The 21904-nt window shown below is 74.1% G+C and carries 22 protein-coding genes; 11 read left to right on the top strand and 11 right to left on the bottom strand.

Features of this window, described 5'->3' with window-relative positions:
• Positions 1 to 80: 80 nt before the first annotated feature.
• Both KYY02_RS18735 and KYY02_RS18740 read right to left on the bottom strand, forming a co-directional pair.
• Positions 81 to 302: a hypothetical protein gene (locus KYY02_RS18735; protein ID WP_371239263.1), complete on the bottom strand. Its 222-nt coding sequence runs from the start codon at positions 300 to 302 to the stop codon at positions 81 to 83.
• A gap of 40 nt (positions 303 to 342) precedes the next feature.
• Positions 343 to 1596, bottom strand: coding sequence for an inorganic phosphate transporter (locus tag KYY02_RS18740; RefSeq protein ID WP_371239265.1), 1254 nt, complete (start codon positions 1594 to 1596; stop codon positions 343 to 345).
• 162 nt (positions 1597 to 1758) lie between these two features.
• Between KYY02_RS18740 and KYY02_RS18745 the strand changes: the two genes are divergently transcribed.
• The 6 genes from KYY02_RS18745 to KYY02_RS18770 all read left to right on the top strand — a co-directional run bounded on the left by KYY02_RS18745 (position 1759) and on the right by KYY02_RS18770 (position 8918).
• On the top strand, positions 1759 to 2454 hold the full coding sequence (locus KYY02_RS18745; protein ID WP_371239267.1) for a class II aldolase/adducin family protein: 696 nt from the start codon (positions 1759 to 1761) through the stop codon (positions 2452 to 2454).
• Positions 2455 to 2654: 200 nt separating this feature from the next.
• Positions 2655 to 3782 (top strand): alpha/beta hydrolase, encoded by a 1128-nt coding sequence (locus tag KYY02_RS18750; RefSeq protein WP_371239269.1) that lies wholly within the window; start codon positions 2655 to 2657, stop codon positions 3780 to 3782.
• A gap of 168 nt (positions 3783 to 3950) precedes the next feature.
• Positions 3951 to 5423, top strand: a complete 1473-nt coding sequence (locus KYY02_RS18755; protein ID WP_371239271.1) for a hypothetical protein — start codon at positions 3951 to 3953, stop codon at positions 5421 to 5423.
• A gap of 410 nt (positions 5424 to 5833) precedes the next feature.
• A complete protein-coding gene (locus KYY02_RS18760; RefSeq protein ID WP_371239273.1) occupies positions 5834 to 7432 on the top strand; it encodes an ABC-F family ATP-binding cassette domain-containing protein in 1599 nt (532 codons plus the stop codon).
• A 354-nt stretch (positions 7433 to 7786) separates the two neighbouring features.
• Positions 7787 to 8008, top strand: coding sequence for a helix-turn-helix domain-containing protein (locus KYY02_RS18765; protein ID WP_029385158.1), 222 nt, complete (start codon positions 7787 to 7789; stop codon positions 8006 to 8008).
• 106 nt (positions 8009 to 8114) lie between these two features.
• Positions 8115 to 8918, top strand: coding sequence for an enoyl-CoA hydratase/isomerase family protein (locus tag KYY02_RS18770; RefSeq protein ID WP_371239275.1), 804 nt, complete (start codon positions 8115 to 8117; stop codon positions 8916 to 8918).
• A gap of 243 nt (positions 8919 to 9161) precedes the next feature.
• Here KYY02_RS18770 and KYY02_RS18775 read toward each other — a convergent pair whose 3' ends face one another.
• Positions 9162 to 9896, bottom strand: coding sequence for a nucleopolyhedrovirus P10 family protein (locus tag KYY02_RS18775; protein ID WP_371239277.1), 735 nt, complete (start codon positions 9894 to 9896; stop codon positions 9162 to 9164).
• 86 nt (positions 9897 to 9982) lie between these two features.
• Here KYY02_RS18775 and KYY02_RS18780 point away from each other — a divergent pair, with 86 nt between their 5' ends.
• Genes KYY02_RS18780 through amaP form a run of 5 tightly spaced genes read left to right on the top strand, consistent with a single transcriptional unit; the run spans position 9983 to position 12253 of the window.
• Complete coding sequence (locus KYY02_RS18780; RefSeq protein WP_371239279.1) at positions 9983 to 10471, top strand: Asp23/Gls24 family envelope stress response protein; 489 nt, start codon at positions 9983 to 9985, stop codon at positions 10469 to 10471.
• Positions 10472 to 10501: 30 nt separating this feature from the next.
• Positions 10502 to 10687 carry a hypothetical protein gene (locus tag KYY02_RS18785; RefSeq protein WP_371239281.1) on the top strand — a complete coding sequence of 62 codons (186 nt, stop codon included), beginning with the start codon at positions 10502 to 10504 and terminating at the stop codon, positions 10685 to 10687.
• Entirely contained in the window at positions 10684 to 11064 is a 381-nt protein-coding gene (locus tag KYY02_RS18790; RefSeq protein WP_371239283.1) for a hypothetical protein, read from the top strand. Before KYY02_RS18785 ends, KYY02_RS18790 begins: the two co-directional genes overlap by 4 nt.
• Complete coding sequence (locus tag KYY02_RS18795; RefSeq protein ID WP_371239285.1) at positions 11061 to 11672, top strand: DUF6286 domain-containing protein; 612 nt, start codon at positions 11061 to 11063, stop codon at positions 11670 to 11672. The genes KYY02_RS18790 and KYY02_RS18795 overlap by 4 nt, the downstream gene beginning before the upstream one ends.
• Positions 11673 to 11674: 2 nt before the next feature.
• Positions 11675 to 12253, top strand: coding sequence for an alkaline shock response membrane anchor protein AmaP (amaP, locus tag KYY02_RS18800; protein WP_371239287.1), 579 nt, complete (start codon positions 11675 to 11677; stop codon positions 12251 to 12253).
• A 366-nt stretch (positions 12254 to 12619) separates the two neighbouring features.
• On the opposite strand, the gene KYY02_RS18805 is transcribed toward amaP, so the two are convergent.
• From KYY02_RS18805 to KYY02_RS18840, 8 genes are all read right to left on the bottom strand, one after another.
• Complete coding sequence (locus tag KYY02_RS18805; protein WP_371239289.1) at positions 12620 to 13375, bottom strand: SDR family oxidoreductase; 756 nt, start codon at positions 13373 to 13375, stop codon at positions 12620 to 12622.
• Positions 13376 to 13380: 5 nt separating this feature from the next.
• Positions 13381 to 15162, bottom strand: coding sequence for a glycoside hydrolase family 15 protein (locus KYY02_RS18810; protein WP_371239291.1), 1782 nt, complete (start codon positions 15160 to 15162; stop codon positions 13381 to 13383).
• 295 nt (positions 15163 to 15457) lie between these two features.
• Positions 15458 to 16252: an SURF1 family cytochrome oxidase biogenesis protein gene (locus tag KYY02_RS18815; RefSeq protein WP_371239293.1), complete on the bottom strand. Its 795-nt coding sequence runs from the start codon at positions 16250 to 16252 to the stop codon at positions 15458 to 15460.
• A gap of 51 nt (positions 16253 to 16303) precedes the next feature.
• Complete coding sequence (locus KYY02_RS18820) at positions 16304 to 16537, bottom strand: metallothionein (protein ID WP_142196184.1); 234 nt, start codon at positions 16535 to 16537, stop codon at positions 16304 to 16306.
• Between the two features lie 97 nt (positions 16538 to 16634).
• Positions 16635 to 17621, bottom strand: coding sequence for a DEDDh family exonuclease (locus tag KYY02_RS18825; RefSeq protein ID WP_371239296.1), 987 nt, complete (start codon positions 17619 to 17621; stop codon positions 16635 to 16637).
• 105 nt (positions 17622 to 17726) lie between these two features.
• Entirely contained in the window at positions 17727 to 18713 is a 987-nt protein-coding gene (locus KYY02_RS18830; RefSeq protein ID WP_371239359.1) for a CopD family protein, read from the bottom strand.
• A gap of 198 nt (positions 18714 to 18911) precedes the next feature.
• Entirely contained in the window at positions 18912 to 20279 is a 1368-nt protein-coding gene (locus KYY02_RS18835) for a CoA transferase (RefSeq protein WP_371239298.1), read from the bottom strand.
• 69 nt (positions 20280 to 20348) lie between these two features.
• A complete protein-coding gene (locus tag KYY02_RS18840) occupies positions 20349 to 21884 on the bottom strand; it encodes a S8 family peptidase (RefSeq protein WP_371239300.1) in 1536 nt (511 codons plus the stop codon).
• Between the last annotated feature and the right edge of the window lie 20 nt (positions 21885 to 21904).

Raw genomic sequence — 21904 nt, forward strand, 5'->3', positions numbered from 1 at the left:
GGAGGGGGTGCGTACACGCGGGCGGGCGGTGCGGGAGCCTCGGCTCCCGCACCGCCCGCCCGGACCGGTGCGGCCCGTGATCAGGCCATGATCAGGTAGATGCCGTACCCCACCGCCGCCGCGCACGCCGCGAAGCAGGCGTAGGCGCCGGTGACCGCCAGGGCCGCCGGCTGGCCCTGGGCGGCGGCCCGCTCGCGGCGGGAGAGGCCGTTGATGCCGAGAGTGAACAGGCCCACCAGGACCACGGTGACCACGAGGCTGACGCCGAAGACGGAGCCGAGGGCCGCCCAGTCGATCTTCATGGTGCTCTTCTTCCTTCGTACCGGGTCTGCCGGGTCGCGGTCAGACGGTGGTCGTGGCCGGCGGGGCCGCCGGGTCGGCGGGGGCCGGCGCCGGGATGGTGGCCGAGAGGTCGTCGGTCAGGGTGCCCGCCGGGGGCGGGGTCACCGCGGCCATCGCCTGCGTCACCACGCCGGACGGCTCCGCCTCCGGTGCCTCGTGGTCGTTGACGTTGGTGTGGTCGACGACCTCGCGCCGGGAGATCTTCCAGATCGCCGCACTGGAGGCGATCAGGAAGACGGCCACGAGGGCGGTGCCCCAGTCGCCGAAGCCGCAGACCCACTCGGCGAGCGCCGCGACCAGGGCCGCCGCCGGCAGTGTCAGACCCCAGGCGACGAACATCCGGGTGGCGGTCGACCAGCGGACGACGCCGCCCTTGCGGCCCAGGCCCGCGCCCATCACGGAACCGGAGACGGAATGCGTGGTGGAGAGGGAGAAGCCGAGGTGCGAGGAGGCCAGGATGACCGTCGCGGCGCTGGTCTGGGCGGCGAAGCCCTGCTGCGGCTGGAGGTCGGTCAGGCCCTTGCCCATGGTGCGGATGATGCGCCAGCCGCCGAGGTAGGTGCCGAGCGCGATGGCGATGCCCGCGGAGAGGATGACCCACATCGGGGGGTCGGAGTCGGGGGCGACGGCGCCGCCCGCGACCAGGGCGAGGGTGATGATGCCCATCGTCTTCTGGGCGTCGTTGGTGCCGTGGGCCAGGGAGACCAGGCCGGCGGAGGCGATCTGGCCGGCGCGGTAGCCCTTCTCGGAGGCCTTGCCGTCGGCCTTCCTGCCCAGGCGGTAGGTCAGCCGGGTCGCGAACATCGCGGCGACTCCGGCCACCAGCGGGGCGGCGATCGCGGGGATCAGGACCTTGGTGACCAGCACGTCGCCGTGCACCGCGCCGAGACCGGCGGAGGCGACGGCGGCGCCGATCAGACCGCCCATGAGGGCGTGCGAGGAACTGGACGGCAGACCGACCAGCCAGGTCAGGAGGTTCCAGAGGATCGCGCCCACCAGCGCGGCGAAGATGACCTCGGGACGGATGCCGGACTCGTCGACGAGTCCTTTGGAGATCGTGTTGGCGACCTCCACCGAGAGGAAGGCGCCCACGAGGTTGAGTACGGCGGACATGGCCACCGCGACCTTGGGCTTGAGAGCACCGGTCGAAATGGTCGTTGCCATCGCGTTCGCGGTGTCGTGGAAACCGTTCGTGAAATCGAACGCGAGTGCGGTTACCACCACAATCGCGAGGATCAGCGAGAAGCTTTCCATTTACCCAGGCAATCGTTCGAGGTCATTGGCTGGTCGAATGTAGGTAACCAGGATGAACGGAAGATGAACTGGAACGGGCATCGTGGTGACCGTAAGAGGGGGTGGAGACTCCGCCGGACGGCGGTGCCGCGACGAGGGAGGGTCGCCTGGCAGGATCGCGGCATGACTGAGCGGCGAGGGGACGTACGGGAAGCGGGGGGCGCCCGGGACGTGAGCGAGGAGGAGGCGCTCGCCTGGGCGGAACTCGTCGGGGCCGCGCGCAGGACCGTCGCGGACGGACTCGTCGTCGGCACCTCCGGCAACGTCTCGGTGCGGGTCGGCGAGACCGTCCTGGTCACGCCGTCGGGAGTGCCCTACGACCGGCTGGCGCCGGACGACGTGACGGGCGTCGACCTCACCGGCCGGCAGGTCCTCGGCTCGCTCGTCCCCACCAGCGAGCTGCCCATGCACCTCGCGGTGTACCGCACGACCGGCGCGCGCGCCGTCGTGCACACGCACGCCGTGCACGCGACGGCCGTCTCCACGCTCGTCGAGGAGCTGCCGCTGATCCACTACATGGCGGCGGCGCTCGGCGGGCCCGTCCGGGTCGCCCGCTACGCGACGTACGGTACGGACGAACTGGCCGAGAACATGCTCCGCGCGCTCGACGGCCGCACCGGCTGCCTCCTGCAGAACCACGGCACCGTCACCCACGGCGCGACCCTCGACCAGGCCTACGACCGCACGGCCCAGCTGGAGTGGATGTGCCGCCTCTGGCTGACCGCGTCCTCCGTCCCGGGTCTGTCCCCGCACCTGCTGACCCCGGAGCAGGTGACGGAGGTGGGGGAGCGGCTGCGGGGGTACGGGCAGCGGGGCTGAGGACGGCACCCGGTCCGTCCGGCGTCCGGAGACGGGGGCCGGGGCGCAGCCTCCGGGGACGGGAAGGGGCGGCGGGGGCGGAGCAACCCGCCCCGAACTCCCCGCCGGTGCGCCCGCGTCCCGCGGCCGGACGGACCCGCCGGCCCTGCGGTGCCCGCCCCCGCTGGCCGGGTACACGTTCCGACATGACACTGGAGAACGTGCGCACTGCCAGAGCGACGGCCGCTGCCGTCACCGCCGTGATAGGCGCCGGCGCCGCCGCGGTGGCCGTCGGCCGGTACGCCAGCGACGCCGCGCTCAGGACGTCCCCGGGCGGCCCCCTGCCCACCGACCCCGGCCTCACCGTCCACTCCACCGCCGCCGGCCAGATGGCCCTCACCAGGGACTTCACCACACTGCGGCCCGGACGCCACGGTCTCACCGGCGACGGCTTCCACGCGGTCGTCGGTCCCGTACTGCCCGGTGCCCCGGACTCCGCCGACACCGTCGTGCGCCGTCTCGAACGCGTGACGTACGGCACCCCGAAACCCGGCGACCGCGCCCGGCTCACCCCGAACCTGTACGTCGGCGACCCGGGCAGCGCCCTCGGCCTGGACCACACCGACCTCGAGGTTCCCGGCGAACTCGGCCCCCTGCCCGCATGGTTCGTCCCGGGAGCCCGGGACACCTGGGTGATCGCCGTCCACGGCCTCGGCGCCACCCGGGAGCACACCATGAACCTCATGGAGTTCCTGCACCGCCACCGCTTCCCGGTGCTCGCCCCCGCCTACCGGGGCGACCCCGGCGCGCCGCGTCCCCCGCACGGCCTCAACCACCTCGGCGAGACCGAGTGGCGCGATCTCGACGCGGCGCTCCACCACGCCGTGGACTCCGGCGCCCGGCGGGTCGTCCTGTACGGCTGGTCCACCGGCGCGACCATGGCGCTGCGCACCGCCGCCCGCTCCGAGGTGCGCGCCCGCGTCGCCGGCCTCGTCCTGGACTCCCCGGTGCTCAGCTGGGAGGCGACCCTGCGCGCCCTCGCCACGGCCCGGCGCACCCCGGGCGCGCTGCTGCCGCTCGCGGTCCGCGCCGCCCAGGGGCGCACGGGCCTGTACGGCGACCGCAGGCCCGAAGCCGTCCACCTGGACCGGATCGCGGTCCCCACGCAGATCTTCCACGGCCCCGACGACACGGTGGCGCCCTGGCGGTTCTCCCGCCGCCTCGCCGCCGGCCACCCGAACACCGTCACCCTGCACACCGTCAGGGACGCCTCCCACGGCGCGATGTGGAACGCCGACCCACAGGCCTACGAAGAGGCGCTGCGGCGCTTCCTCACCCCCCTGATGTGACCGCGACGGGGGAGCGCCGGACAGCCGGTGCCGGGGATTCCGTTTATGGCCGTACCAGTGGCCCGAATCCTCCCTCCGGCCGCGTCCGGAGTCGAGGCGCGAGCCGCCCCGGCGTCCCCGTCGGCATTCCGTTTGGGTTTTCGGACCGTCAACAGGAAGACTGCACCCGTGACGTCCCGTATCCCGCGCGACTCCAGGCTCCGACTCGTCCGCCCGCGATCCCTGGCCGCCGCTCCCACCGCGGTGAACCAGCGGCGCTCGCGCCGCCCCGCGCCGCGCCCCCCGGAGGGCACGCCGGCCCCGGCGGAGCTGGCCAGAATGGCGCGCTCCGTTCTGGCCGCCGCGGCCCGCGTCGCCCGCTGGGCCGACGCCGCCCTCGGCCCCGGCGGGGACAGTGCCACCGCCGACGGCAAGGCCACCCTCTCCGACACGACCGCCGAACGGGCGGCCCGCGCTCTGGACCTGACCCCCGCTCAGGTCCGTGCCGACTGGGACACCGCCCGCCTGGCCGGCCTCATCGAGGTGCACGGCGACAGTGCCCGCCCGGGTTGGCGGCTGCGCGCCTGGGACCGCGACGACAGCGCCGTGCTGCGCGGCTGGGTCGCCCTCTGCGACGCCTGGTCGCTCGCCCACCCGGAACCCGAGGAGTACGAGGCCGCCGCCGTCGCCGAGGTCGTCACGGCCATGCCGCAGGTCCTCTCCTTCCTCCAGCTCTCCGCCGGTCCGGTCCCCGTGCCCCAGCTCCTCGACCTCCTCCAGCAGCGGGTGACCGAACTGCGCACGGAGCGCTGCGAGGTCGACTACGTCCCGCAGCCCGACCCGGCCCAGCCCGGTACGCACGGGTCCGGGCTCCCCCGGGAGCTCAGACCCAAGGTGCCGCTCCAGCGGCCCCGGCCCGCGAGCGCCGTGCCCGCCGCGGACGCCCCGCTGGAGCCGCTGCTCGACTGGGCGCTGTGCGCCCTCGCCTCCGTCGGGGCCCTCACCTACGGCGACGGGCAGGCCACGCTCACCCCGCTCGGCAGCTGGGCGGTGTGGGTCAAGCTGGAGCAGATCTGCGTCGCCGCGCAGAGCCCCGCCGGGAACATCGAGCAGGGCGCCGAGGACATGCTGCGCGGCTGCGCCCAGCTGCGCCCCAACGCGGCCCGCGCCGAGTACCGCGCCTGGCTCGCCGCCCGGCCGGTCGGCAGCGCCGTCACGGAGCTGATCGACGCCGCCCGGGGCGAGGACGCCCTGCTGCGCGGCCTCGCCTTCGAGGCGCTGCGCGTGGTCGGCGCCCCCGCCGAGCCCGAGGTCCGCACCGTGCTCGACGAGCCGGCGCTGCGGCCGTACGCCCTGCTGTGGCTGGCCGAGCACGACGGCGCCGACCCCGAGGACGCCCACGAGGTCCTCACCCGCGAGGAGGCCACCTGGCTGTGGGTGGACACCGCGGCCGCCGTCGCCGACCACGGCGAGGCCCCGCTGCTGGTCCGCCACCTGGAGTCCGCGGTCCAGCCGACCGTCCACGCACTGCTCGCCGAGGTACGCGCCGTCGGCCACCCGCGCACCGTCCAGGTCCTGGTCGCCCTGGCCGCCGCCCACCCCGACCCGGCCCTGGCCAAGGCGGTCCGCCGGGCCGCCTTCCAGGTGCACACCGGCGGCTGACCGGGTTCCGGCCCGGACCGGGCTCCGGATCTCCGTTCCGGCACGGACCCGGCGAAGCTCCGGATGCCACCGGGACCGCGGTCCGTGCGGTCGCCGGAGCCACGGCCCCGGTCCACCGCCCGCCGGCGGTGCGCGTCGACGTCGTCCACGGCGACGTGCGCCCCGGCCGGACCCGCGCCGGCCCGGCGTGCGCCACCGTGCCGTCCCCGCCCTCGGGCACCGACGGCTCCATGGGGCCGGAGGCCTCCGCGAGCCGCCCGGTCCGGCACCGGCCGGGCACACCCGCGCCCAGGAAAAGTGGTTGCACGGTCCCGTTAGAATGGCTTGCATGGCCATTCTCCTCGCGCATTAGACGGCGGGAACGTCCTCAGCCGTCCACCGCCACCTCATACCCGCCCAGGAGTCTGTCCGTGATCTCCGCCTCCGGCATCGAGCTGCGCGCCGGTGCCCGCGTCCTCATCGAAAGCGCCACCTTCCGCATCGCCAAGGGCGACCGCATCGGCCTCGTCGGCCGCAACGGCGCCGGCAAGACCACCCTCACCAAGGTCCTCGCCGGCCAGGGCATCCCCGCCGGCGGCACCGTCACCCGCTCCGGCGAGGTCGGTTACCTGCCCCAGGACCCCCGCACCGGCGACCTCGACGTCCTCGCCCGCGACCGCATCCTCTCCGCCCGCGGCCTCGACGTGCTGATCCGCAAGATGCGCGAGAACGAGCAGCGCATCGCAGGCGGCCAGGGCGCCACCCGGGAGAAGGCGCTTCGGCAGTACGAGCGCCAGGAGACGGAGTTCCTCACCAAGGGCGGCTACGCCGCCGAGGCCGAGGCCGCCACCATCGCCGCCGCGCTGAACCTGCCCGACCGCGTGCTCGGCCAGCCCCTGCACACCCTCTCCGGCGGCCAGCGCCGCCGCGTCGAGCTCGCCAGGATCCTGTTCTCCGACGCGGACACCCTGCTGCTCGACGAGCCGACCAACCACCTCGACGCCGACTCCATCGCCTGGCTGCGCGACTACCTCAAGACCTACCGCGGCGGCTTCATCGTGATCTCCCACGACGTCGACCTGGTCGAGACGGTCGTCAACAAGGTGTTCTACCTGGACGCCAACCGCGCCACCATCGACGTCTACAACATGGGCTGGAAGCTCTACCAGCAGCAGCGCGAGGCGGACGAGAAGCGCCGCAAGCGCGAGCGGCAGAACGCCGAGAAGAAGGCGTCCGCACTGCATTCGCAGGCCGACAAGATGCGCGCCAAGGCCACCAAGACCGTCGCCGCGCAGAACATGGCCCGCCGGGCGGACAAGCTGCTGGCCGGCCTGGAGGCCGAGCGGAAGTCCGACAAGGTCGCCAAGCTGCGCTTCCCCGAGCCGTCCCCGTGCGGCAAGACCCCGCTCATGGCGGAGGGACTGTCGAAGTCCTACGGCTCGCTGGAGATCTTCACCGACGTCGACCTGGCCATCGACAAGGGCTCCCGCGTGGTCATCCTCGGCCTCAACGGTGCGGGCAAGACCACCCTGCTCCGCCTCCTCGGCGGCGCCGAGGAGCCCGACACCGGCCGGGTCATCAAGGGCCACGGCCTCAAGCTGGGCTACTACGCGCAGGAGCACGAGACCCTCGACCCGGAACGCACGGTCCTGGAGAACATGCGCTCCGCCGCCCCCGACCTCGACCTCGTCGAGGTCCGCAAGACGCTCGGCTCGTTCCTGTTCTCCGGCGACGACGTCGACAAGCCCGCCGGTGTCCTCTCCGGCGGCGAGAAGACCCGTCTCGCGCTCGCGACCCTCGTGGTCTCCTCGGCCAACGTGCTGCTCCTGGACGAGCCGACCAACAACCTCGACCCGGCCAGCCGCGAGGAGATCCTCGGGGCGCTGCGCACGTACAAGGGCGCGGTCGTCCTCGTCACGCACGACGAGGGCGCGGTCGAGGCGCTCCAGCCGGAGCGGATCATCCTGCTGCCGGACGGCGTCGAGGACCTGTGGGGCGCCGACTACGCGGACCTGGTCGCCCTCGCCTGAGAGACGTCAACCGGGGTTGATCGAAGGTGCGATCCCCTGCGTATGGATCATTCGGCCCATCGGTGATCCGTCATTCGTGTGAGATCTCCTCATCCCGAGGTGTGTCCTACACGGATTTCGCGGCCGAGCCCCGGTGAACCAGGGCTCGGCCGCCGCGCCTTTCTGACCTGGCACTTCACGGAAGAACTGGTGCGGAAGCGCTGTCTGCGCCTCGCGGAATATCTGATTCCGAATGTGGGGACGCGCTCCCGTCGTCACCACCTTGTCTCATCGACCTTGCCGAATGGGTGGCCATGAGGGCCGGGAGGGGTGATCATGAGGAGACCAGAGCGCACTTCCCTTGAGGAGGCACGGGTGGCCGAGACTCTGAAGAAGGGCAGCCGGGTGACCGGCGCCGCGCGCGACAAGCTCGCGGCAGACCTGAAGAAGAAGTACGACGCCGGTGCGAGCATCCGGGCGTTGGCCGAGGAGACCGGCCGCTCGTATGGCTTTGTGCACCGCATGCTCAGCGAATCGGGCGTCACGCTGCGAGGGCGTGGCGGGGCGACACGGGGCAAAAAGGCCCCTTCGGCCTGATCCCGGGCGCCTCGAGAACCCGATGGTGGCCACCCGGTCGGCCGACTGACCGGCCGGGTGGTTACTGTGCGGTCACTTGGATGACCGCACCCATCGGAGGCGCCCCATGGCTTCGTCCGCCCAGGACCTCGGTCCCGTACTCGACAAGGACGGCGTACGGCTCACCGTCGACGACGCGATCGCCACGGTGACGCTGACCAACCCGGCCAAGCGCAACGCCCAGAGCCCCGCTCTGTGGCGGGCGCTGACCGAGGTGGGTCGGCTGCTGCCCGGCTCCGTCCGGGTCGTGGTGCTGCGCGGGGAGGGCAAGTCCTTCTCCGCCGGGCTCGACCGTCAGATGTTCACGCCCGAGGGAATCGAGGGCGAGCCGTCGTTCGTCGACCTGGCGCGTCGCGACGACGCCACGCTGGACGCGACCATCGCCGAGTACCAGGAGGCGTTCACCTGGTGGCGGCGCAGCGACGTCGTGTCCATCGCGGCCGTGCAGGGCCACGCCATCGGGGCCGGGTTCCAGTTGGCCCTCGCCTGTGACCTGCGTGTCGTCGCGGACGACGTGCAGTTCGCCATGCGCGAGACCAGCCTCGGCCTCGTCCCCGACCTGACCGGCACGCATCCGCTGGTCGGCCTCGTCGGATACGCCCGCGCGCTGGAGATCTGCGCGACCGGGCGCTTCGTCACGGCCGAGGAGTCCGTGAACACCGGTCTGGCCAACCTCGCCGTGCCCGCGGCCGACCTGGACGCGGCGGTCCAGGACCTCGCCGCGGCCCTGCTGGCCGCCCCCCGCGACGCCGTCATCGAGACCAAGTCCCTGCTCCGCGCCGCCCAGAACCGCACCTACGACGAACAGCGCACCGCCGAACGAGCCTCCCAGTCCCGCCGCCTACGCGACCTGGCCGGCCTCGGCGAGTGACCCCCGTACCGGCGGGCGGCCGTCCCCCGTACCCGTGGGCAGGCCGTGCCGCTGGGGCGGCGCGGGCGGGAGGCGGGGACACTTCCCGCTCGTGGGGGTTCCCCGCTCGAGCGAAGCCGAGTGCGGGGAAGGCACCCCGCGAGCGGCCGGGCTGCGCGACCTCCCCGCCCCGGCGGACCGCTCCGGCCACGTCCACGAACCCGGCCCAGCGGAAGGAACCCCTCACCAGCCGGTGCGGTTCCGTCAGCCGACCGCTGTGATCAGCACGGCCACCGTGGAGCCACCCGTCGGAGCGGACGCCACCGCTGAACGAACATCCCGGGCCACGTCCAGAGCGCAGGCGTCCGCCACCAGCGCGAGGTCCACGCGCACATGGCGGCGGGGCAGGGCGCCCCCGGCCGGGTGCTCGGTCAGGTGCACGGACCGCCCCAGCGTGCCCGTCAGCCGGCTCACCCCCGCCACCGTGAGCGCCGCCGCAGCGACACGCCCCGCCTCGGAGTCACCGCCGTCCGACGACGGCTCGGACACCGAATCCGGCTCCGGCCCCACGACGGGCACAGACACAGGCACAGCCTCCGCGTCCAGCAACTCCGTCACCCGCAGGTCCACCGACGTGACGGACAACCCGATCCGCTCCACCACCGCTTCCGCCAGCACCGTGCGCAGACGCGCCGCCGTCACCGGCACCGGCTGTGCCGCCGTGGCCGCGAACTCGACGGTCAACCGCAGCGGCCCCGGCGGCAGCGCACTCGGTGGAGGCGGTACCACCGGCTCGTCCGTCGCCGCCTCCGGATCGGCGAGCCCGATCCGCACGCCGTTCAGGCGTACGCCCGGCGCGTTCCGCACCACCTCGCGCCGCAGGACCGTCTCCACCGCCTGCTCCGCGATCCACGCTCCGTCGCGCGCTCCTCCCAAGGGCAGGATCCTGCCCAGCCCCACCTGCTGCCGCACCGCCAGGGTCAACCGGTCCACCGTCATTCCCCCAGCCTGACGCATCCCCGGCGCGGTATCGGGCAACCACGCATACCGTGGTCGGAGAAGGACGTTCGAAGGGATATGCGGAGATGACCGACATGTCAGAGGGAAGCCCGGTACGGGACTCCGACCCGGAGAAAGGCCTCTCCACCCCCCGCAAGGGCCAGGGGGCCCGGCGCGGAGGCGGTGACCCCGCGACCCGTGGCCGTACCACCATCGCCGACGGTGTCGTGGAGAAGATCGCGGGGCTGGCCGCGCGGGACGTGCTCGGCGTGCACACCATGGGCAGTGGCCTGTCACGGACCTTCGGCGCCGTACGAGACCGGGTGCCCGGCGGCTCGAAGTCGGCGACGCGCGGCGTGAAGGTCGAGGTCGGCGAGTCGCAGACCGCGCTCGACCTGGAGATCGTCGTCGACTACGGCGTGTCCATCGACGACGTCGCCGGGGCCGTACGGGAGAACGTCATCGCGGCGGTCGAACGGATGACCGGCCTGGAGGTGGTCGAGGTCAACATCGCGGTGAGCGACGTGAAGCTGCCCGAGGAGGAGGACGAGGAGCCGGAAACCCGCCTCCAGTGAGGCTCGGTGAGGTGAGCGGAGGAACACACCATGAGCATGGCCGTGGTCGGCATGATCGCCGGCATGGCGCTGGGCTTCGCCGGATACTTCGGTGGGTTCGGGGCGTTCCTGCTGGTGGCGGCCCTGGGCGCCGTCGGCTTCGTCGTCGGGCGGTTCATCGAGGGGGATCTGGAACCCGGCGACTTCTTCCGCCCCCGTGACGAACGACGGCGGTGACGGCGGTGAGCACGATCGCCGAGCCCGGCCGGGGCCGGGCCGCCGTCGCGCCGGGCGAGCGCGGGGCGACCAGGATCACCGACCGGGTGGTCGCGAAGATCGCCTCGCAGGCGGCCCGCGAGGCGGTCGGCCCCCTGCCGCCGGGTGCCGCTCCGCCGCACGCCACGGTGGTGACACACCATGAGGCCGCCCGGGTCCGGGTGCGTGTCGAACTCGGCTACCCCGGTGACATCGGCGGCCGGTGCGCGCGGGTGCGGCGCCAGGTGGTCGACCGGGTGCGCGCCCTGGCGGGGATGCACGTGCCGGAGGTCGTCGTCATGGTCGAGCGGCTGCACCTGACGGCCGCGCCGGAAGCGATCCGGGGGAGGACGCGGTGAGCGATCCCGAGGGCACGGTCCTGGAGAAGGAACCGCCCGCGGGGGAGTCCGGCGGATCCGGCGGGCACCGGCGGTTCCGGTCGGCCCGCCGGGTCCCCGCGGGCCTGGTCGCGCTGCTGACCCTGCTGACCACGGGCGCGTTCCTGTACGACGTCGTCGCGGTGCGGGCCCACCGCTCCGCGCTGGGTCCGCGCCGGGAACTGGCCCGGGAACTCGCCGAACGGCCCCTGGAGGACATCTGGGTGCTGACCGGCGCCGGTGCCGCCGCCGTCCTCGGACTCTGGCTGCTGCTGCTCGCCCTGACCCCAGGCCTGCGCGCCCTGCTCCCGATGCGCCCCGTGGATCCCCACGTCCGCGCGGGACTGCACCGGGACGCCGCCGCCGGGCTGCTGAGGGACCGGGCCCTGGAGGTGGCCGGCGTGCGGTCGGTGCGGGTCAGGGTGAAACGACACCGCGCGGACGTCCGCGCGGTGTCGCACTTCCGTGAGCCGGAGGACGTACGGGCCGACTTGACCGCGGTGCTCGACGACGCCGTGGAGGGGCTGGGCCTGGCCCGGCCGCCCTCGCTGTCGCTGCGCGTACGGCGGCCCGGCCGGAAGGAGAGGTAGAGGTGCTCGAGGGCGTCAACCGGGTGCTGCTCGGAATCGTGGGGCTGGTGCTGGTCCTCCTCGGCGGGTCCGTGCTGGCGATCGGGCTGGGGGCGCCCGCGCCCTCCTGGTGGCCGCACGACGGGCGGCACGACGTGCTGCTGGACGCGGCCGAGCGGACCCGGTGGCGGGACGAGGGCTGGTGGTGGCCGGCCGTCATCGCCGTTCTCGCCGTCCTGGTCCTGCTCTCCCTGTGGTGGCTGCTCGCGGTGCTGCGCCGGCGGCGACCGGCCGAGGTCCTGCTCGACACCGGCGACGAGGAGGGCGCGTCGCTGCGGGGCCGGGCGCTGGAGCAGGCCCTCGCCGAGGAGGTGAGCCACCTAGACGGCGTGGACCGGGCCCACGTCCTGCTCACCGGCCGCCGAAGCGCCCCCAGAACCCGGATCCTCCTCCGTCTGCAACCCCGCACCGGCCCGGCGACCACCCTGCGAGCCCTCACCAGGGGCCCCCTCGCCCACGCCCGGGACTCAGCCGGTCTCCCCGCCCTCCCCACCGAGGTCCGTCTGCACGCCGTCACACACGCCCCGGAACGGGTGACCTAGTTCCTTGCGCGCCCGGCAGCCGGCCCGCGTGCCGTGCCCCACCGCCGCTACCGCAGAATCGCCTCCCCAGTGCCTCAAGGGCCTGGGAGGCCCCCAGGGCGATGGGGCCCCGCTCGAGCGAGGCCGGGGGTGGGAGGAGGCAGCCCGCAAGCGCCGGGCCGCGCGGCTTCCCCCGCCCCGTGCCGGCACAGCGCAGCCGTCGGCCGGTCCCCGCTTCAGAACCCGTGCCGAAGTCCCCCGTCCACCGGCAGCATGACGTCCCGCTCGAGCGAGGCCGGGGGTGGGAGGAGGCAGCCCGCAAGCGCCGGGCCGCGCGGCTTCCCCCGCCCCGTGCCGGCACAGCGCAGCCGTCGGCCGGTCCCCGCTTCAGAACCCGTGCCGAAGTCCCCCGTCCACCGGCAGCATGACGCCCGAGAGATAGGAAGCCGCCGGCGACAGCAGGAACGCCGCCGTGCGGCCGAACTCCGCGGGGCTTCCGTACCGCCGCAACGGAATCCGGGACTCCGCCGCCTGCCGCGTGGCCTCCGGATCCGCCGACAACGAGTCCAGCTCCCGCACCCGATCCGTATCGATGCGCCCGGGCAGCAACCCCACCACCCGGACCCCCCGCGGCCCCAGCTCGTCCGCCAGCGACTTCGCGAACCCGGCCAGCCCCGGCCGTAGCCCGTTGGAGATGGTCAGCCCGGGGATCGGCTCGTGCACCGACCCCGACAGCACGAACCCGATGACACCCCCCTCGCCCAGCTCCGCCGCGGCAGCCCGCGCCATCCGCACCGCACCCAGGAACACCGACTCGAACGCCGCCTGCCACTGCTCGTCGGTGATGTCGGCGACGAACCCCGGCGGCGGCCCGCCCACGCTGACGAGAAGGCCGTCGAAGCGCCCGAACCGCTCCCGCGCGGTGGCGATCAGCCGCGCCGGAGCCCCGGGGTCGGCGTTGTCGGCGGCCACTCCGACCGCTTCCGGCCCCAGCGCGGACGCCGCCTGCGCGACGGACCTCTCCTCCCGCCCCGAGACGACCACCTTCGCGCCGTCGGCGACCAGCTCCCGCGCGCAGGCGTGGCCCAGCCCGCGGGTCGCCCCGGTGACGACGTACACCCGGTCCTTCAGTCCAAGATCCATGGCGCCTATCCTGCCTTCTCGTCCCCGAACAGGGCGAGGGCGGTGTTCACCAGCCCGATGTGGCTGAACGCCTGCGGGAAGTTGCCCAGCAGCCGCCCGCCCACCGGTTCGTACTCCTCCGCCAGCAGACCCACGTCGTTGGCGAGCCCCACCAGCCGTTCGAACAGCGCGTGCGCCTCCTCCGTCCTGCCGGTCATGTGCAGGGCGTCCGCGAGCCAGAACGAACAGACCAGGAACGTGCCCTCCCGGCCGGGCAGTCCGTCGACGGCCGCGGCGTCCGGGGTGTAGCGGTGCAGGAACCCGTCCTGCCCCAGCTCCGCGCGGACCGCGTGGATGGTGCCGAGCACCCGGGGATCGTCGGGCGGCAGAAAACCCACCCGGGGGATCAGCAGCAGCGCGGCGTCGAGCTCCCGCGAGCCGTACGACTGGGTGAAGGTGTTCCGCACGGGGTCGTAGCCCTTCTCGCACACCTCCCGGTGCACCTCGTCGCGCAGCTCCCGCCACGCGTCCAGGTCCCCGCCCAGGCCCGGGTGGTCCTCCAGCGCGCGCACCGCGCGGTCGGCGGCCACCCACACCATCACCTTGGAGTGCACGAAGTGGCGCCGGCCGCCGCGCACCTCCCACAGCCCCTCGTCCGGCTGCCGCCACGCCGTGCGCAGGAAGTCCATCAGCACCGACTGCAACGCCCACACGTCCGGCTGCGCGGACAGCCCCGAACGCCGCGCCAGCGCCAGGGAGTCCATGACCTCGCCGTACACGTCCAACTGGAGTTGGTTCACGGCGTCGTTGCCGATCCGCACGGGCGTGGCACCGTCGAAACCGGACAGCCACGGCAGTTCGAACTCCGGCAGCCGTCGCTCGCCCGCGAGCCCGTACATGATCTGCAGGTCCGCCGGATCGCCCGCGACCGCGCGGAGCAGCCAGTTGCGCCAGGCCTCCGCCTCCTCCTGGTACCCGGCGGCCAGCAGCGCGTTCAGGGTCAGGGTGGAGTCGCGCAGCCAGCAGAAGCGGTAGTCCCAGTTGCGCACCCCGCCCGGTTCCTCCGGCAGCGAGGTGGTGGGCGCGGCGACGATACCGCCGGTGGGGCGGTAGGTGAGCGCCTTGAGGGTGATCAGCGACCGGACGACCTCGTCCCGGTACGGGCCGTCGTAGCGGCACCGGGCAGCCCAGGCACGCCAGTCCGCGACGCTGTGCCGCAACGAGGAGTACGGGTCGACCAGCGGGGGCCGCGGCTCGTGGGAGGGGTGCCAGGTGAGCACGAACGCGACCTGCTCGCCCTCCCGCACCGTGAACTCCGAGACCGTGCGCCGGTCCTCGCCCCAGGTGTCCACGTCCGGCACGCTGCGCAGCCACGCCGAGTCCGGACCGGCCACCGCCACCCGGTGTCCGTCCGTCTTGCGCACCCACGGCACGACCGAGCCGTAGTCGAAGCGCAGCCGCAGCGTGCTGCGCACGGTCACCTCACCCCGTACGCCCTGCACGATCCGCACCAGGTCCGGTGCGCGGTGGCGCTGCGGCATCAGGTCGGTGACCAGCACGGCACCCTCGGGAGTCTCCCATTCGGTGTCCAGGACCAGGGTGTCCTTGCGGTAGGAGCGGCGGGCGCACCGGTCCGCACCGGCCGGGGCGATGCGCCAGTGCCCGTTGTCCTCGTCCCCGAGCAGCCGTGCGAAGCAGGCCGCCGAGTCGAAGCGGGGCAGGCAGAGCCAGTCGACCGAGCCGTCCGTGCCCACCAGGGCAGCGGTCTGTTCGTCGCCTATGAGCGCGTAGTCCTCGATACGGTGCACGGGGTGCGTCTTCCCGGCGGCCGGGGGTGGCAATCAGGGGCGCAGCCGGGGAGTGACGTCCCGTCGGCGCCCGCGCGGGCGCCGGAGCCGCCGGCCGGGGACGCCGCCCGCCTCCCACGGGGTGTTCGCTCCCGTTTGCGGACACCGCCCGGCCCCGGCCGGGGCGGCGGACAGGTGGGGCGCCCGTCCGGTACGCCGCGTCACTCGCGTGCGGGCCGCCCGAACCGGGGGAGGAGAGCAGGCACAGCACCGGCCGGCCGTTCCCGCCCACGGCGCGCGTCCCCGGCGGGCCCCACTACACCGCCGCCGGTTCCGTCTCCTCGGCGCCCGTCCTCCCGGCCGCGGCCCGGCCCCGCTCGCGGGCCTCGCGGCGGACCAGCACGAACCAGCCGGCCGGCACGGCCGCCGCGAACAGCCACCACTGTAGGGCGTACGCGTAGTTCAGCGCGGAGTTCTCCCTGCCGGGGTTCCCGAGCTGCTCCGGGGTGCCGTCCTCCGGCTCGGGCGCCGTCTGCGCCACGTAGCCGCCGAGCACCCGGGCGCCGAGGCGCTCCGCCTCCTGCTCGCTGTTGATCAGCATGATCTGCCGGTCCGGCAGGCCCTCGAGGTCCTTGATGCCGCTCGCCTCGGTCGTCTCGTCGGGCATCAGCCGGCCCTCGATCGTGATCTCGCCGCGCGGCGGCGCGGGGACCTCGGGGAACGCGGTCCGGCCCGCCTCCGCGGGGATCCAGCCCCGGTTGACGAGCAGGACCCGGCCGTCGCCGAGGACGAAGGGGGTGAGGACGTGGAAGCCGACCCGGTCGTCGGCGTTGGTGCGGCGGCGGACGACGACCTCGTCATCCGTGTCGAAGCGGCCCCTGGCGGTCACGGTGCGGTACCGCTCGGCGCGGGTCACGGCGTGCCCCGGGGCGGCCAGCTGCTCCACGGGGACCGGATCGGCGGCCAGCGCGTCGGCGACCAGCCGGTTCCGGGCGTCGCGCTCCTCGTAGCGGTCCATCTGCCAGAAGCCCAGCCAGATCATCGTGGGGATGAGGAGCAGGGCGACCAGGGTGATGGTCACCCATTGGCGGGACGACAGAAAGCGGTACACCCCACGACCGTACAACTTGGCCGCGGGGTGCTTTGAGGCGGGTACGTCCCTTCAGACCCGGTCGACGATCCCCGCCTTTCCCTCCGCGCGGGCGCAGTGGGCGCCGCAGTACCAGTGACCGTCCGCCTCGACGCCCTGGCCGATGATCTGCACCCGGCAGTGCTCGCAGATCGGGGCCATACGGTGGATCGCACAGGAGAAGCAGTCGAAGACGTGCACCGCGCCCTGCGCGTGCACCTCGAAGGTCATTCCGTAGCTGTTGCCGCAGACTTCGCATGTCGCCATGGGCCACAGGGTGAGCCGTCGGCCCGGCGCGGGCGAGCGGGCGGCGGGCGAGTCGCCCGCCAATCACCCGTCCGTACGGTCGGCCCCGGCTTCCGGGTCAGTCCTCCGGCGCGGGTTCGACGTCCCCGAGCAGCTGACCGAACGCGGCCTCGTCGACGACCGGGGTGCCGTACTGCCGGGCCTTGACCACCTTGGACGTGCCCGAGTCCGGATCGTTGGCGACGAGGAGGCTGGTGAGCCGGGAGAGGCTGCCGGCGACGTGCAGGCCCGCCTCCGTCGCGCGGTCCTCCAGCAGGTCCCGCTCGACGGAGGTGTCCCCGGAGAACGCCACCCGCATGCCCTGCTTGAGCCGCTTGCCCGGCTCGTACCGTCCCGGGTTGGGGTACGGGCACGCGGGCCGCTTGCGGGAGGGGCGCCAACTGGCCGGCCGGTAGCCGCCGGGGCCCGACTGCTGCCCGGCACGGGGAGGACGGTCCGCCCACTCGGTCAGCGGCAGGCACTCGTGCAGCGGCAGCCGTACGCCGCCAGCCGCCGCGGCCCGCAGGCTGGGACGGAACGCCTCCGCCAGCACGCGCGCGTCGTCCAGCGCGTGGTGCGCCCGCCGTTGCACGACGCCGAAGTGCGCGGCGAGCGACTCCAGCTTGTGGTTGGGCAGCGGAAGCTTCAGCTCCTTGGAGAGGGCGATGGTGCACAGCCGCTGCTTCACCGGCGCCTCGCTGCGCGCGCGGGCGTACTCCCGGGCGATCATCTGCCAGTCGAAGACAGCGTTGTGCGCGACCAGCACCCGGCCCTCCAGCCGGGCCGCGAACTCCGCGGCGATGTCCTGGAAGAGGGGCGCCCCCTCCAGCACGTCGCTCGTCAGGCCGTGTATCCACACCGGGCCCGGGTCCCGCTCCGGATTGACCACCGTGTACCAGTGGTCCTCGACCCCGCCGCGCGCGTCCAGCCGGTAGACGGCCGCGGAGATGATGCGGTCGTCCCGGGCCAGCCCCGTGGTCTCCACGTCGACGACCGCGTATCCCTGCGGGTACGCGGCCGGCCACGGGGCGGGGGAGGACGCTGCGGTCGTGAGGTCGTCGAGCATGGTTCACGAGGATACGGGCCGGGACCGACACCGCCGACCGCCAGGCCCCCGCCCCGCCCGCACCTCCGGGCACCGGGAATGTCCGCGCGAGTCGTGACACCCCGTTCACCAGCGGATCGGCACCGGAAGCGCCGTCAGCAGCCCCGACACCGCGACCACCACGCCGAGCGCGTACACCTCCGCCCGCGCGGGGGAGCAGGCGGTCAGCGGATCCTCCGCGCGGGCCAGCCTGATCCGGGCCCACAGGGCGAGGACGGCGACCCCGGCCATCAGGATCACCTTGGCGAGCAGGACACGCCCGTAAGCCGTGTCCGTCGACTGCTCCAGGATCGTCTCCGGCGGCATCCGGCGCAGCGAACTGCACACGCCCGTCGCGGTGACGGCGACGAGCAGGACGGCCGCCACGCGCGCGTAGCGTCCCAGCAGCGCGGCGCCCGCCTCCGCTCGCGGCCACAGCCGCAGGACGCGCAGCACGTAGAGCAGACCGCCCGCCCAGAGCGACGCGCAGACCAGGTGCACCAGGGTCAGCCCGGAGCCGATGAGCGGGCTGTACTCGGTCGTCGGGTGCGCGCGCAGCGCCTCCGCGACGATCACCGCGGCCAGCGGCCACACCTGGGTGCCGGGACGGCCGGACGCCGCGCACAGGGCCGCCGCGAGGAAGGCGTTGACCTCCAGGAGGGCGAGCTTGCCGTCCCTGGAGTCGTAGAGACCGCCGACGTCGATGTCGGCGAGGCCGCCGGGCACCAGGTTGCCGGTGGCCACGACGGAGGCCAGTCCGAGAGCGGCCACGAAGCCGACGGAGTTCGCCGCGGTGGACCAACTGCGGGGTACGACGGCCGGAGCGCCGGGCACGGAACGCGCCAGCCGCCGCGCGAACAGCTCGCCCACGGGTACGGACAGCGCCGCGAACAGCACCGCCCGCAGCAGGGCTATGCCCCCGGTGCCGGGCGCGTCGGCCTCCCCGGTGCCGTGCAGCGCGGGCGACGGCCCGAGCAGTGGTACCGCCGCCCCGGCCGCCACCCACACGAGCACGGCGACGGCCCGCCCCGGCCCGCCCCTGGATACCTCGTCCGCCCCGACCCCGGTTCTCATCAGACTCACTCCGGGATCTTCACAAGGCCCCACAGAAGCGGGCAAGTCCGTGGGCGAAGGCAGCCGTTTCGCCACAGCCGCAGGCGATCGCGCCGCGGGGCGGCACGGGTGGGCGGTGGGGCGCCTTCCGCTCGGGCGCAGCCGGGAGCGGGGGAGGCGCCCCACCGACGCGGGCGAGTGACACCGCCTCGCGGTCCCTCAGACCCACCGGGCCGCATCGGCTCCCCAACGGCCGGGCGGCCGCGCCCAGTCACGCGGCCCGCCCTCGAACGTCACCGGGGGCAGCGCGTATCGCAGCCTCCCCAGCGCACTGTCCCGCTCCGCGAGCCACCGCCCGACGGCCACGCCCCCGGAAGACCCGGCGGGCTCTGGCGCCGTACCTTCCAGCAGCCATCCGGCCGTCCGCGCCAGCGCCACCCGCACCACCCTGCTCCCGCCCTCCTGCGCCTGCTCGCCGAGCGCCCGCAACACCCCCGCCGCCAGCAGATACCCCGTCCCGTGATCGAGCGCCTGCGCGGGCAGCGCTCCCGGCCGCCCCGCCGGAGCGCCGCCCTCGACCACCGCGATCCCCGTGGCCGCCTGCACCAGACTGTCGAAGCCACGCCGGCCGCCCCACGGCCCGTACGCGCCCCATGCCGACAGTTGGGCCACCACCACCCCGGGCCGCCGCCCGGCCAGCGCCGCGGGGGTCAGTCCGAAGCGGTCCAGGGCGCCCGGCCGGTACCCCGTCACCACCACGTCCGCCGTCGCGAGCAGTTCCTCGAACACCTTCCGGTCGGCCGGGAGGTCCAGCAGCGCCGACCGCTTCCCGAAACCCGTGTCGGCGTGCTGGTCGGCGAGTTCGGGCAGCCCCGGCGCGTCCACGCGCAGCACGTCCGCGCCGAGCAGGGCGAGCGTGCGGGTGGCGACCGGACCCGCGATCACCCGGGTGAGGTCCAGCACCCGCAGCCCCGCGGCGGGCAGCAGCGGATCCCGGTCCACCGGAGCGAGCACCCGCGCCGGGGCCGCGTCCAGCCGCTCGCGCTCCACGAGGGGCCGCTTCCCCACCCGCACGCCCTGCTCGTGCGCCGCCCACTCCCCGGGCGTCCGCAGGGCGACGGCCAGGCCCCCGGCCGCGTACACCGCCTCCTCGACCTCCCGCGCGGAGCGTTCCGCGAGCGCCGCCGCCACCGCCTTTGGGTCCTCCGGCACGCCCAGCGCGGCGAGCAGCCGGGCCCGGTGGTGCGGATAGTTGGCGTGCGTGCGCACCCACCCGTCGGCCGTGCGCCAGAACCGCGACAACGGCGCGAAGGTCTCCGGGGTCCGCCCGCCCACGAGCAGATGCCGCTCGCTGACGAACGCCGTGGCCACCGCCCCGTCGTCCACCCGCACCGACGGCGCCCCGCCGCCCGTCCGCCGCGCCCCCAGTTCGGCGGCGGCCAGCGCGCACGCGCCCACACAGGCGCGCGCCGCCTCCCGTGCCGGCAGCCGGGAGGGGAGGACGCCGGGCCGTTCGACGGCCGACACGCGCGCGAGGAGGGCGGGGTCGCCGCCCAGGGCGGACCAGACGGAGGCGAGATCGGTCATGCCCGCACTATGCCGCGCAGGGGTCCGGACGCGACCGCCCGGACCCCTGCGCTCACCGCTTCCGCGCGACTACCGCGTCACCGCGTCCAGCGCGTCGGCCATGCCCCGGCCGTAGAAGCCGTTGCGGTTCTTCGGGCCCTCGCACACCGCGTCGACCTTGCCGTCGCCGTCGATGTCGTACGGGTCCGTGCACGCGGTGGCGTCGGCCTGCGCGTACAGCAGGGCCTTGACCAGCGCCGGCGAGGCGTGCGGGTGCGTCGACTTGATCAGCGCGGCGACGCCCGCGACGTGCGGGGACGCCATCGACGTACCCGCCATGTAGCCCCACGACCCGCCGGGCAGCGTGCCCAGGATCAGACCGCTGGTGGCGGGCGGCTCCGGCTTCTGGTACGCCGTCGAGTCACCGCCGGGCGCGGCGATGTCGACGACCCCCCGTCCGTAGTTGGAGAACGACGACTTCAGCCCCTTCGCGCCGGTCGCCGCGACCGTCACCACACCCGGCAGCTGGGTCGGTATGTCGAGGCACTCGGACGGGTCGACCACCCGGTCCGACGGGGTGCCGTCGTTCGGGGAGGAGGGGTCGGTGATCTCGTCGGCCGCGAGGTCGTAGTTCTCGTTGCCGGCCGCGGCCACGTTCACCGCGCCCTTGCGCTCCGCGTACCGCGACGCCCGGGTGACGGCCTCGACGAGCGCCTTCTGGTCCGGGTCGTCCGTGCAGTTGAAGTACCAGGGGTCGGTGTAGTAGCTGTTGTTGGTGACGTCGACCCCGTGCTCGGCCGCCCACACGAAGCCGCACACCACGGCCTCGGTGTAGAAGTAGCCGTCCGGGTTGGAGACCTTGATGCCCGACACCTTCACGCCCGGGGCGACACCGGTCATGCCGACGCCGTTCTTCGCGGCGGCGATCTCACCGGCGACGTGCGTGCCGTGCGGGCTCTCCTCGGCGCTGGGCCGCCAGGCGCCGTCGCTGGTGTCCGGCTTGCCCGACACACAGTTGACCGACGCGGCCCGGTCGAAGTTGGGCGCGATGTCCGGGTGGGTGTCGTCCACGCCGGTGTCGATGACGGCGACGGTCACCTCGGGGCTGCCCAGCGACTTCTCGTGCGCCCGGTCCGCCTTGATGGCGGGCAGGTCCCACTGCAGGCCCTGCAGCGGGTCCTGTCCCTCGGTCGCCGCCGACTCGGCCCGGGCGAGCTCGGAGTCGCTGAGCGCCTTCGGGGCGACCGTGTCCGCGGTGGCCGCCGACGGCAGCGGCGCGTTGCGGGTGGCGCCGGCCGACTGCACCCCGCGCACCTTGCGGACGGTCCTCGCGAAGTCGGCGTCCGACGAGTGGACGACGATGACGCCGATCTTGTCGTACGACGTCACGATCGTCCCGCCGGCCCTGCGGATCGCCTTCTTCACATGCGCCGACGTGCCGTGTCCGCCCTTGACGTTGACCACGTAGCTGAGCGGGGTCGCGTCGGCGGGGGCCGCGGCCGGCCGCTCGGGGGCCGCCGGGGCGGCCGTGGCCGCGGTGTTCGGCAGGAAGACGAGTGCCGTCGCCATGGCCATCCCGGCCGGGACGACGAGTGCGCGGCGGTGGCGCGGGTGAGACGTTGTCATGGAGTCTCCAGTTCGTTCAC

Source organism: Streptomyces pimonensis, assembly GCF_041380215.1.
Classification (GTDB): domain Bacteria; phylum Actinomycetota; class Actinomycetes; order Streptomycetales; family Streptomycetaceae; genus Streptomyces; species Streptomyces pimonensis.

What these genes read in the sequence shown, in the direction of transcription:
- KYY02_RS18830 (WP_371239359.1), bottom strand. Translation starts at nt 18,713, where the DNA reads ATGAGAACCGGGGTCGGGGCGGACGAGGTATCCAGGGGCGGGCCGGGG.
- KYY02_RS18825 (WP_371239296.1), bottom strand. Translation starts at nt 17,621, where the DNA reads ATGCTCGACGACCTCACGACCGCAGCGTCCTCCCCCGCCCCGTGGCCG.
- KYY02_RS18735 (WP_371239263.1), bottom strand. Translation starts at nt 302, where the DNA reads ATGAAGATCGACTGGGCGGCCCTCGGCTCCGTCTTCGGCGTCAGCCTC.
- KYY02_RS18835 (WP_371239298.1), bottom strand. Translation starts at nt 20,279, where the DNA reads ATGACCGATCTCGCCTCCGTCTGGTCCGCCCTGGGCGGCGACCCCGCC.
- KYY02_RS18745 (WP_371239267.1), top strand. Translation starts at nt 1,759, where the DNA reads ATGACTGAGCGGCGAGGGGACGTACGGGAAGCGGGGGGCGCCCGGGAC.
- KYY02_RS18770 (WP_371239275.1), top strand. Translation starts at nt 8,115, where the DNA reads ATGGCTTCGTCCGCCCAGGACCTCGGTCCCGTACTCGACAAGGACGGC.
- KYY02_RS18820 (WP_142196184.1), bottom strand. Translation starts at nt 16,537, where the DNA reads ATGGCGACATGCGAAGTCTGCGGCAACAGCTACGGAATGACCTTCGAG.
- KYY02_RS18740 (WP_371239265.1), bottom strand. Translation starts at nt 1,596, where the DNA reads ATGGAAAGCTTCTCGCTGATCCTCGCGATTGTGGTGGTAACCGCACTC.
- KYY02_RS18840 (WP_371239300.1), bottom strand. Translation starts at nt 21,884, where the DNA reads ATGACAACGTCTCACCCGCGCCACCGCCGCGCACTCGTCGTCCCGGCC.
- KYY02_RS18780 (WP_371239279.1), top strand. Translation starts at nt 9,983, where the DNA reads ATGACCGACATGTCAGAGGGAAGCCCGGTACGGGACTCCGACCCGGAG.
- KYY02_RS18785 (WP_371239281.1), top strand. Translation starts at nt 10,502, where the DNA reads ATGAGCATGGCCGTGGTCGGCATGATCGCCGGCATGGCGCTGGGCTTC.
- KYY02_RS18805 (WP_371239289.1), bottom strand. Translation starts at nt 13,375, where the DNA reads ATGGATCTTGGACTGAAGGACCGGGTGTACGTCGTCACCGGGGCGACC.
- KYY02_RS18775 (WP_371239277.1), bottom strand. Translation starts at nt 9,896, where the DNA reads ATGACGGTGGACCGGTTGACCCTGGCGGTGCGGCAGCAGGTGGGGCTG.